The sequence below is a fragment of the uncultured Megasphaera sp. genome (genome assembly GCF_958350005.1).
Lineage (GTDB): Bacteria > Bacillota > Negativicutes > Veillonellales > Megasphaeraceae > Megasphaera.
This window is the reverse complement of record NZ_CATWFF010000066.1, coordinates 1-10732: the sequence shown is the minus strand read 5'-3', so window position 1 is coordinate 10732 and position 10732 is coordinate 1. Positions and strand designations below refer to the sequence as shown.

11 protein-coding genes are annotated in these 10732 nt (G+C 52.2%); all 11 read left to right on the top strand.

What is annotated here, in order from left to right; all coding sequences use genetic code 11:
- The first annotated feature begins 25 nt into the window (after positions 1 to 25).
- The 11 genes from trkA to Q3886_RS05315 all read left to right on the top strand — a co-directional run bounded on the left by trkA (position 26) and on the right by Q3886_RS05315 (position 10603).
- Entirely contained in the window at positions 26 to 1372 is a 1347-nt protein-coding gene (gene trkA, locus Q3886_RS05365) for a Trk system potassium transporter TrkA (RefSeq protein WP_301860141.1), read from the top strand.
- 1 nt (position 1373) lies between these two features.
- On the top strand, positions 1374 to 2825 hold the full coding sequence (locus tag Q3886_RS05360) for a TrkH family potassium uptake protein (protein ID WP_301860138.1): 1452 nt from the start codon (positions 1374 to 1376) through the stop codon (positions 2823 to 2825).
- A 13-nt stretch (positions 2826 to 2838) separates the two neighbouring features.
- A complete protein-coding gene (locus Q3886_RS05355; protein ID WP_301860137.1) occupies positions 2839 to 4290 on the top strand; it encodes a TrkH family potassium uptake protein in 1452 nt (483 codons plus the stop codon).
- 44 nt (positions 4291 to 4334) lie between these two features.
- A complete protein-coding gene (locus Q3886_RS05350) occupies positions 4335 to 5786 on the top strand; it encodes a TrkH family potassium uptake protein (RefSeq protein WP_301860136.1) in 1452 nt (483 codons plus the stop codon).
- A gap of 76 nt (positions 5787 to 5862) precedes the next feature.
- On the top strand, positions 5863 to 6126 hold the full coding sequence (locus tag Q3886_RS05345; RefSeq protein ID WP_301860135.1) for a heavy-metal-associated domain-containing protein: 264 nt from the start codon (positions 5863 to 5865) through the stop codon (positions 6124 to 6126).
- Between the two features lie 174 nt (positions 6127 to 6300).
- On the top strand, positions 6301 to 6663 hold the full coding sequence (locus Q3886_RS05340; RefSeq protein ID WP_301860134.1) for a hypothetical protein: 363 nt from the start codon (positions 6301 to 6303) through the stop codon (positions 6661 to 6663).
- Positions 6664 to 6888: 225 nt separating this feature from the next.
- On the top strand, positions 6889 to 7848 hold the full coding sequence (gene mltG, locus Q3886_RS05335; protein WP_301860133.1) for an endolytic transglycosylase MltG: 960 nt from the start codon (positions 6889 to 6891) through the stop codon (positions 7846 to 7848).
- Entirely contained in the window at positions 7845 to 8444 is a 600-nt protein-coding gene (locus tag Q3886_RS05330; protein ID WP_367881554.1) for an O-methyltransferase, read from the top strand. The genes mltG and Q3886_RS05330 overlap by 4 nt, the downstream gene beginning before the upstream one ends.
- Positions 8445 to 8459: 15 nt before the next feature.
- Entirely contained in the window at positions 8460 to 9683 is a 1224-nt protein-coding gene (locus Q3886_RS05325; RefSeq protein WP_301860139.1) for a U32 family peptidase, read from the top strand.
- A complete protein-coding gene (locus Q3886_RS05320; RefSeq protein ID WP_301860132.1) occupies positions 9676 to 9936 on the top strand; it encodes a DUF4911 domain-containing protein in 261 nt (86 codons plus the stop codon). The genes Q3886_RS05325 and Q3886_RS05320 overlap by 8 nt, the downstream gene beginning before the upstream one ends.
- Positions 9937 to 9970: 34 nt before the next feature.
- Positions 9971 to 10603, top strand: coding sequence for a class II aldolase/adducin family protein (locus Q3886_RS05315; RefSeq protein WP_301860131.1), 633 nt, complete (start codon positions 9971 to 9973; stop codon positions 10601 to 10603).
- Positions 10604 to 10732 lie beyond the last annotated feature (129 nt).

The following is a 10732-nucleotide window of genomic DNA, read 5'->3' as shown; positions in this document are numbered from 1 at the left end:
TATATGTGCATACGAGGTGATGGTATTGCGTATTGTTATTGTAGGGGCCGGAAAATTTGGCTACAGTATTGCCGAACTCCTCTCGAATGAACAATTTGATGTTGTCGTGGTAGATCATGATGAAGGACGTCTGGAAATTGTCAAAAACACACTGGATGTACTGACTATACTGGCCAATGGTGCCAGTCCGATTACGATGAATGACCCGGATATTCGCGGTGCCGATATTCTCGTAGCTGCAACGGCTGTAGATGAAGTCAACATGGTAGCCTGCATTTTGGCCAAAAAACACGGCATTACCTATACGGCAGCCCGGATTCGGGATATGCAGTTTATTTCTGAAGCCAAAGATTATTTGAAAGCCAACTTTGACATTGATCTCATGCTGAATCCGGAGCTGATTACGGCCCGCGAAATTAACCGCATCCTCATGACGCCGGCAGCGTTAAACGTGGAAGACTTTGCCAATGGCAAGGTCCGTTTATTTGAAACGAAAATAGAACGTCATTCGCCGCTGGCCAATACGCCGCTGAAAAATATGAATATTCCTCCTTCGATTTTAGCCGGCATGATTTTCCGGGACCATCGCATGATTATTCCCCATGGCGATGACCGGTTTCTGCCTCACGATAATGCCTACTTTATTGGCGACCCTCAGGCCATTGAAGCGTTCAGTGCCAATGTCGTGCAGAGTGAGATAAAAAAAGTCGAACGGGTTCTCATTATCGGAGCCGGCCGGACGGGACGCTTTTTGGCTCCCATGCTGGATCAGCAGGATGTACGGGTCAAGATCGTCGACAAGGATCGGGAACGGTGTCTGATGGTGGCTGAAAAGCTGGATAACGGCCTGGCTATTTGCGGAGACGGGACCGATCTGGACCTGCTGGAACAGGAAGGAATTTCCGACGCCGATGTCGTTATCTGCCTGACCGATGATGACCGCCTTAATTTGATGCTGGCCCTTATTGCCAAACATTTAGGGGCGAAAAAGACCATTGTCCGCGTATCACGAATTGAATACGGCGACTTGATGGAAAAAGTAGGCGTCGATATTGTCCTGTCTACGCGGCTCCTGTCGGCAAGCGAAGTGCTGGCCTTTGCACGGCGCGGCGGCGTCGTATCGGTGTCGCTGCTGGAAGGGGCCAAGGCCGAAGCGGTGGAAGTTATCGTCCAGGAAGGGGCTCCCGTTGTGGGCAGGCGGCTTATGGATGTGCGCCTGCCCAGAGAATGTCTGGTCTGCGCCTATGTCCGCGGCGGCGATGCCGTTATTCCCAACGGCCAGTCGATTCTGCAGGCAGGCGATCAGGTTATTTTATTTATCCAAACGTCCCATTCCAAACATGTTATGAACTATTTTAAAGGCAGGGAATAACATGAAAAAGAATGTAGTATTGTTCTTATTAGGCCGCATGGCCCTGCTGAATGGACTGGCCTTACTGATTCCTCTGCTGTACGTGCTCTGGTCAGGCGAGCCGGGGTGGCACTGGTTTGGCTCCGCTGCCGTCAGTGCCATCGGGGCAGGGCTGGTGCTGATCTATGCCGGCCGGCAGCGGTACCATCGGCTCGACGTCGTAGAAGGTGCCTGGTATCTGGTCCTCCTGTGGGGAATGCTCTGTGTGGTCGGCATGATTCCCTATGCCGCCTCAGGAAGGTATTCGCTGACTGACGCATTCTTTGAAAGTGCTGCTGCCTATACGACGACGGGCATTTCCAGCCTGTCCCCGCTGGCTCCGGCCCTGCCGGCGTCGCTCCTGGTATGGCACAGCTTCATGGAATGGCTGGGCGGGCTGAACTTTATTCTGCTCCTGGTAACGATTATTCCCCAGGTCAGCGGCTGTTTTGGCCTGACCCTTTCGGCCCATCAGCGCGTCCGCTTCAGTCCGGTTATTGGCCGAATGGAAGGGGCTGCCTGGAAAACAGGAAAAATATACATAGCCATTACGATCCTTTCCGTAATGGCCTATAGTCTTGCCGGCCTGGCACCGCTGGATGCCTGGCTTAAGGCGTGCATGACCGTTTCCACCAGCGGCGGCGACAGGGCTTTCGACTTTATCCGGTATGAGAATCCGGCTCTGGAAGCAGCCGGCGCCGTTTCCATGATCCTGGCCAGCGGCAACTTTCTCCTGTACTGGAAGTGTCTGGAACGAAAACAGATACGTGATTTGGTTTCAGACATGGAACTTCGCGTATTTTTTGCCCTGCTGGCCGGAGCAGGCCTGCTCGTGTCCTTTCATCTGTGGCGCATGGGGATCTATGACTGGGTGCACAGTCTGCGTTTTGGCTTTTTTCAGGTCCTGTCCTTCAGCAGCACGAGCGGTTTCTTTTCTGCAGACGCTGCCAGGTGGCCGGAGTTTGATCAGTTTATCTTGTTTATCCTGGTCTTTCTTGGCGGCTGCATTGGTTCGGCTACAGGGGGACTGCGCATTATGCGCGGTATTGTGCTGTTCAAAATTGCCAAACAGGAAATGCGCCGCACCTTGCATCCCCATATGGTCATTCGCGTAAAAATAGACGGTATGCCGGTGGAAATGAAAATTATCAGCCGCGTGCTCAGTTATTTCTTCCTGTTTATGGCCGTATTTTTCGTGTCGTCCGTCATTATTTCCCTGACTGGCGTCACGCCGCTGCAGGCCATGGGGATCGCCATTGGCTGTCTGTCCAGTGCCGGCGGGACGATTCCGCTGTTTGGCATAACCGACATATCCCTGCTGCCGGCATGGGCCAAATGGTACTGTTCATTACTCATGATTTTAGGAAGAATCGAAATCTTTTCTCTGTTTATTGTGCTGCAGACGACGGTGCAGTATATACGGCGGCGATGGTAGGAGGCACCTTGTCATGAATCTGTTACTGGTATTATATATCCTCGGCCGCCTGGCCTGGGCCTGTGGGTTTGGCATGCTCATTCCCCTTGCTGCCGGTGCATGGTACGGAGAATCGATGACCTTTATGTTTTTCCTCTCCATTGTCCTGTGTGCTGCAGTCGGTAAACTTTGCATGATGCACGGCGCCGTACCTGAAGAAGAGCTGACCAACCGGGAAGGTGTTGCCATTACCGGTCTGGGGTGGATGCTGTTTGCTGTTCTCAGCATGATTCCCTATGTGCTGAGCGGACACGTATCTGTTCTGGACGGCTTGTTTGAAAGCATTTCCGGCCTGTCCGGCACAGGCGCCACGGTCATTCCTGATCTGGATGTCATTCCCCGCAGCCTGAGCCTGTGGCGTTCTTTGACGCACTGGTTTGGCGGTCTTGGGATTATCGTCATTTTTATTGCCCTGTTTCCCCAGCTGGGCCGCGGGACGGTACATATGTTTAATGCCGAAAGCACCGGTCCCACATCAAGCCGGCGCGTGCCGCGCATCAAGGAAATGGCCAAGGCTCTGTTCTGTGTCTATATTTCCTTTACGGCAGCAGCTACGCTGGTATGTATGGCCTGCGGCCTTGAGTTTATCATTGCCCTGGAACATGCCCTTTCGACTATCCCGACCGGGGGATTTTCGCCGTATAATACGAGCGTTGCCTATTTCAACAGCCCTGTATTAGAAGGGTGCCTGACTTTTTTCATGATTCTGTCCAGTGCCAATTTCGGCATGTATGTAGCTGCCTGGAAGCGGGGGCCCCATATTATTCTGCGCGATACGGAGTTCCGCACCTATGTAGGCATCGTGTTTCTGGCAACGGCGCTGATGACCATTAATATTATACTGACCCTGGGATGGGACGGAACAGAAGCCTTTCGGCAGGCTCTGTTTCAGGCAGCCTCCATTTCCTCGTCTACAGGCTTTGTGTCCAGCGATTTTGATCAATGGCCGTCCTTTTCCAAACTCATTCTCCTTCTGCTCATGTTTCTCGGCGGCTGTGCCGGCTCCACGACAGGGGGACTGAAGGTCACGCGGCTCATGCTGCTCTGCAAAACCATATATGCCCGAATCCTGCAGAAGCTGCATCCCTCCATGGTCGTCCGCATCCGTTCCAATGGGGAAGAAATGCCGGAAGAAGTATTGTCCGGCGTAGCCCGCTTTTTTCTGGTCTATCTGGGGCTGGATGTCCTGTGGACGCTGCTGCTGGCAGCAGACGGGCTGCCCGTGTTTGATGCCCTGGCAGTCAGCATTACGACCATGGGAAACTGCGGGCCAGGCTTTGGCCTGTTTGGGGCCACCTGTACCTATGCAGACATGCCGTCATTCAGCAAGATGGTCGTCTGCCTGTCCATGCTGATGGGCCGGCTGGAAATATTTCCCATTCTGGCCCTGTTCATGCCGACCTTCTGGCATCGACAGAGCTGGTAAGGTGAGCGTATTCGTATCAGGATGCAGGATATCATAGGAGATTCATGGAGTTTCAGGTTATTTATCGTTTTCTGGGAAAAATAGCATATATTCAGGCCGCTGTCTTTCTCATACCGTTCGGCATGGCCTTGTGGCTTCGTGAATCCAGCTGGGCAGCGCTGCTCTTTTCTGCCCTGGCTGCAGCGGCGGCCGGGAGGATATGCATGCATTCCGGCCGCCTTCCTCACAAGGCTCTTACGACGCGGGAAGGCATTGCCATTACCGGCTTAGGCTGGTTTTTAGCTACCTTTTTAGGAATGCTTCCGTATGTACTGGGCGGGTATTTAGGCCTGCTGGACGGTATTTTTGAAAGCATATCCGGTTTTACCGGCACAGGCGCCACGGTCATCGAAGATATTGAGGCGCTGCCGCAAAGTATCCTGTTATGGCGCAGCATGACCCACTGGCTGGGAGGACTTGGCATTGTCGTCATCTTTATTGCCCTTCTTCCCGAAGCCGGCCAGTCGACGGTTGCCATGTATAATGCCGAAGCTGCCGGCCCTTCACGGGAACGGATTCTGCCCCGGTTTCAGGATATGATTCACGTTCTGTTCCGCATGTATTCTGCATTTACCGTCATCGCCCTGGTCGTGTTCCTGCTGTGCGGCATGGACGGCATCAGCGCTGTCAATCATGCCTTGTCGACCATTTCTGCCGGTGGTTTTTCTACGTACAACCGCAGTGCTGCTTACTTTTCCAGTCCCTGGATTGAAGGATGGATGACGGTTTTCATGATTCTCGTAGGCGGGAATTTCGGACTCTATTATCAGGTCTACCGAAAAGGACCGGGCGTCCTGCGGCATAATACGGAATTTAAAGCGTATATCCTCATTTTGGTACTGGCCATGACGGCTATTGGCCTGAATCTCTGCTGGCAGCGGGGAGAAACCTGGAGCAGTGCTCTGCGCTACGCTTCCTTTCAGACCGCTTCCATTGCCACGACAGGTCTGGTATCGGCAGATTACGATCAATGGCCGCCTTTTTCCAAGGGCATTCTCTTACTGCTCATGATAAGCGGCGGCTGTGCCGGATCGGTAGCAGCAGGCATAAAAATTTCGCGGCTGGTCCTGCTGATCCGCGCTCTGGTGCACACTATTACGCAGAAAGTTCATCCCCAGGCCGTGCAGGGACTGCAGATGAATGGCTCCCGTATCGGCAGTGATGCAGTCATACGGGCATACCAGTTCTTTTTCCTGTATATCGCCCTTATTGTCCTGTGGGCACTGCTCCTTACGTGGGACGGCATCGGCATGTTTGACGCCATCGGCATCAGTGTGAGCACCATGGGCTGTATTGGCCCGGCCTTTGGCATTACTGGCGCCACCTGTACCTATGCCGGCCTTTCCGATTTTTCCAAGACCATCCTGTGCGTGTCCATGCTGCTGGGCCGGCTGGAAATGTTTACCTTGCTGGTCATGTGCCGCCGCTCGTTCTGGAATAAAAAAGGAAACTGGTAAGACTTGCATGGTGCGAACATACTCGATATAATGAATATGAAAGTTATATTCTATATGTAGAGAGGAGTGCCTGTAAATGGGATTTTTCAGCAAATTATTTGGAAATGATGCAGAAGGAACGGAACTGTATGTATATATTACGGGCATGGTCTGCCAGAACTGTGCAGAACATGTTGAAAAGGCCTTAAAAGCCATTCAGGGCGTTCATAAAGTTTCAGTGAACCTGGGCAAGGGAATTGCCCGCGTATGGGCCGATGATACAGTAGACCGGGATGTACTGTTCAAAGCCGTCGTCAATGCCGGATATACCGTAACGGATATAACAGATCACCAGAAATAAGAAAGATACAGGCCTGGAAGAGGTCCCGGCATGATGCAGCCGCGTCCTGCCGGGACCTCTGCGCAGTTATATATGTCCTTTCTTCGACTGTACGAGTATTGTGACGGCGCTGTGACACGATCGTAACAGTACCCTTGTATACTATACGTATCAACAGAAGAGGAGTGAAGACATATGACACAAGTAACGACTACATTACGTAAAAAAATAATTGCCCTGGCTTTTACCGGTGCAGCAGCCATGCTGATTACAGCCGTCCCCAATGCACAGGTATCGGCCGCTGATATTCGTCCGCCAAGACCTGTTGCCATGGAGCAGGCTCACTATAGAGACTATTCCTATCGCCTGCAGGATATGGTACGGGACGGAAAAATTTCAGAACAGCAGGCCCTGAAGCTGAACAAAGCGCTGAAGCGATTCCATGAAAAACAGGCACAGGACCGGAAACGGTTTATGCAGTCCCTGCCGGAACGGACAGGCATTTCCCAGGATACGCTGAAAGAACTGTTTGCACCGCCCCGGAAACATCGGGATTGAGATCGTGATGACTGGCGTGATCACGACGACTGGGATGATTAACGGAAACAGCAGTTTTCAGAACTGAGACCTGCTTCATCCGTTGGCAAGAAGGCGGCAATGGAGTATAATAGGTTCATGAATACAAATACTACACCGTCACCAGAGAAAAAAGAAGAACAGACACGCAGACCAACAGCTTGTTGCCGACATTGGAAACAATGGGCGGCAGGAGCTGTTATTTGCGTGCTTTTTGTGTTTGCTGCCGTCGTATTCGGCTATATAGGAACCAATCCGCTTCTGCCTGCGCGGAGCGGATTTGTCCATATCCGCAGCGCCATGTCTGCGACGGATACGGCAGACGCACTGTATCAGCAGGGGTATATTTCCAGTACCCTGTGGTTTCGCCTGGCCGCTACTGCCTCTGGAAAGGCTGGTCAGCTCAAAGAAGGGGAATACCTGATCAGCACGTCTATGAGCACCAGGGACATACTGGACAAACTGGCCAGCGGCAAATCGGAAGCGGCGCGGCTGGTCATTCCCGAAGGGTATACGGTCTGGCAGATTGCCAAAGCCGTGGCCCAGCTGGGAACCATCCCGGAAGAAGAGTTTCTCACGGCGGCCCGGTCTGACGCCCATCTGTATCCGTACATGAAGGGAAATCGGGCAGTAACCTTTCCTACAGAAGGATTTTTGTTTCCTGACACCTATTTCGTTGCTGCCGATGCCACAGCCGATGATATTGTCCAGATGATGCTGAAGAATTTTGACGATCATGTAACAGCTGACATGCGCTCGCAAATTGCTGCCAGAAATTTGTCTATTTACCAGTTCGTCACCTTGGCTTCGCTGGTGGAAAAAGAAGCCAAATATGAACAGGACCGGCCCCTCATTGCATCGGTCTTTCTCAACCGCCTGCAGCAGCATATGAAACTGCAGTCTGATGCCAGCATTTCCTATGCCATGGGGTCTCATAAAGCGGCATACAGCATTGCGGAAACGCAGTATGATTCGCCGTATAACACTTATATGTATGAAGGACTGCCTCCTGGTGCTATCGGCAATCCCGGCATGGAATGCATGAATGCCGTATTAGAGGCGCCGGAAACGTCGTATCTGTACTTTGTCGCCGATGGAGATGGCCATAATTATTTTGCCGTTACCTATGAAGATCATATGAAAAACGTAGAGGAACACATGCCATGACGGACATGAACGAAGTGTGGCAGATGATGAAAGCCTACGCCGATGCATATGCTGTTCCCATTCTGCGGGATGCAGAATTGCCCCTGTTTCGCGGATTGATTCAGTCTGCCCGGCCTGAACGGGTTCTGGAAATCGGGACGGCCATTGGCTATTCGACGCTGCAAATGGCTTCCTGCCTGGATGCGGACAGTCAGATTACGACGATTGAACTCGATCCTGACAGGGTGGCAGCAGCCCGCCGTTTTATCGGCATGACTCCTTTCCGTTCCATGATTCGGCAGCTGCAGGGCGATGGGACGGCCTTGCTGGATACCCTGTCAGGTCCGTGGGATTTCGTCTTTCTCGACGGGCCGAAAGGGCAGTATTCCCGGCAGCTGAAGAAGCTGCTGCCCCAGTTAGCTCCGCAGGCAGTCATTGCAGCCGATAACATTCGCTATCATGATATGCTCTACATTGAAGGGACAGTTCCGCATAAACATCGCACTGCCGTAGGCAGGCTCCATGAATTTTTGACACTCCTTGGCGACACGCGCCGCTTTGATACGGTATTTTTTGAAAATGGCGACGGCATGACCGTCTCTCGTTGGAAAGGATAGAAGACATTGCAGAAAATGGAACTGCTGGCTCCGGCCGGCAATATGGACAAATTAAAACTGGCCCTGTTATACGGTGCTGACGCCGTATATTTAGGCGGCAAATCCTTTGGCCTGCGGGCATTTAGTGATAATTTCTCGCGGGAAGAGCTGAAAGAAGCCGTCACTTATGCCCATGAACGAGGCAAAAAAGTCTATGTAACTGTGAATATTTTCCCCCACAATGGCGATCTGGTCTCGCTTCCTGACTATCTCACGTATTTGCAGGATATCCACGCCGATGCCGTTTTGATTGCCGATCCGGGGATTTTCAGCATTGCCCGCGAGGTCGCTCCCAACCTGCCCATCCATATTTCCACGCAGGCCAATGTCACCAACTGGGCTACGGCCAAATTCTGGAAGGATAACGGAGCTTCCCGCGTCGTCATGGCCCGGGAAGTCAGCTTGAAGGACATTCGCTATATTCATGACCACGTTCCCATTGAGCTGGAAGGCTTCGTCCATGGCGCCATGTGCATTTCCTATTCCGGCCGCTGTCTGCTGAGCAACTATTTTACGGAAAATCGGGATTCCAACCGGGGGCAATGTGTACAATGCTGTCGGTTTAAATACAACGTCGTAGAAGAAAAGCGGCCAGGTCAGTATTTCCCAGTCGTCGAAGATGAACGGGGGACGTATATTTTCAACTCGAAAGACCTCTGTCTTCTGCCGTATTTGCCGGATCTGTATGAAGCCGGCCTTTCCAGTCTGAAAATTGAAGGACGCATGAAGAGTGCCCATTACGTTGCCACTGTGGTCAAAGTATACCGTCAGGCCATGGATGCCTATGAAGCCGATCCGGCTCACTTTACGGTCCTTCCGGAATGGGTGGAAGAACTGGAAAAGATTTCCCATCGCCCCTATACCAGAGGATTTTCCGTATCCCGTCCGACCGAGGCCGACCAGGTATACAGCCATTCCAGCAATACCCAGACCCATGAATTCATTGGCATTGTCCGTTCTTACGATGCTGAAAAAGGAATTGCCTGGATTGAACAGCGAAATCATTTTAAGCTGGGCCAGACTGTAGAATTTCTGCAGCCTAAAGGCCATCTGGTGCGCCTGGCACTTTCTTCTCTTATCGACGAAGACGGAAACAGTCTGGATGCAGCCCGTCATGCCCAGCAGCTGGTAGGCATTGCCGTGCCGGAACGGCTGGAACCCTTTTCCATGATGCGCCGGGAGATACAGCATCATGCTTGATCCGACGTGGGTATATTTCCAGATTCCGCCGAAAGAAATGACCTTCGTCACCAGGATTTTTGAAGGCTGTGAGTATGTCGGCGTTGTGACTGCGCTGGATGGAAAAAAGGGCATTGGCTTTATCCGCACGACGGAAGACACGGCGAAACTGGCCCGGGAAATCATCCAGTCAATGCCGTTTCCGGCGGCAGTACTGTCCTATGGAGAGGCCTGCCGTATTTCCGGGGAAGAGCAGAGAACGCAATCAACATAAACTCTTTACTGCGTTATAAAAAGGAGTGAATAGAATGGATACAAAAAAAACACTGTGTACCGTTGGCCGTCATATGAAAGACGCCAATCTGGTCGTCGCCTGTGACGGCAATATCAGCTTTCGCCGTCCCGACGGAACGATCGTCATTACGCCGTCAGGAATGCCGAAGGGAGAACTGAAGCCTTCGCAGCTGCTGGTCCTCGATGCAGAGGGAAATGTGGTAAAAGGGTCCCGCAAACCTTCGTCAGAAACGAACATGCATCTGGAGATTTACAAAGCCCGTCCTGATGTGCAGGCTATTATGCATGCCCACCCGATTGTAGCGACAGCCGTTACGGTAGCAGGACTGCCCTTTCCCAGCCGAATTGTAACGGAAGGGGCCATGGTGTTAGGCGATACCGTCCCCGTTGTGCCCTATGAAGCGCCGGGCAGTATGGAACTGGCCAGGGCCTGTGCCGAATACGCGAAGAAGGCGAATGTCCTTCTCATGGAACGTCACGGAGCCCTTGCCCTGGGTAAGGATCTGCATGAAGCCTTATACCGCCTGGAAACGCTGGAAGCTGTTGCCAAAATCTACCGCGCATCCCTGGCTTTCTCTGTAAATGCCCATGCCCTGGCAGAACTAAGCCGAAAACAGGAAATACTGAATCTTCTGGGGGAAGAATAAAAAGAGGAGCTGATTTGGGAATCTTTGTCAAGTATTGCGGTTCCTTTTCAATGCGGCAGCTGGCACGGCAGCTTGTGAATTCCTGAGGCCTGTCCGGCATGATGCTCCTGCTTAGTATTTGTATATTGG

What these genes read in the sequence shown, in the direction of transcription:
- Q3886_RS05330 (WP_367881554.1), top strand. Translation starts at nt 7,845, where the DNA reads ATGACGGACATGAACGAAGTGTGGCAGATGATGAAAGCCTACGCCGAT.
- Q3886_RS05350 (WP_301860136.1), top strand. Translation starts at nt 4,335, where the DNA reads ATGGAGTTTCAGGTTATTTATCGTTTTCTGGGAAAAATAGCATATATT.
- Q3886_RS05320 (WP_301860132.1), top strand. Translation starts at nt 9,676, where the DNA reads ATGCTTGATCCGACGTGGGTATATTTCCAGATTCCGCCGAAAGAAATG.
- Q3886_RS05360 (WP_301860138.1), top strand. Translation starts at nt 1,374, where the DNA reads ATGAAAAAGAATGTAGTATTGTTCTTATTAGGCCGCATGGCCCTGCTG.
- Q3886_RS05355 (WP_301860137.1), top strand. Translation starts at nt 2,839, where the DNA reads ATGAATCTGTTACTGGTATTATATATCCTCGGCCGCCTGGCCTGGGCC.
- Q3886_RS05315 (WP_301860131.1), top strand. Translation starts at nt 9,971, where the DNA reads ATGGATACAAAAAAAACACTGTGTACCGTTGGCCGTCATATGAAAGAC.
- Q3886_RS05340 (WP_301860134.1), top strand. Translation starts at nt 6,301, where the DNA reads ATGACACAAGTAACGACTACATTACGTAAAAAAATAATTGCCCTGGCT.
- Q3886_RS05325 (WP_301860139.1), top strand. Translation starts at nt 8,460, where the DNA reads ATGGAACTGCTGGCTCCGGCCGGCAATATGGACAAATTAAAACTGGCC.
- Q3886_RS05345 (WP_301860135.1), top strand. Translation starts at nt 5,863, where the DNA reads ATGGGATTTTTCAGCAAATTATTTGGAAATGATGCAGAAGGAACGGAA.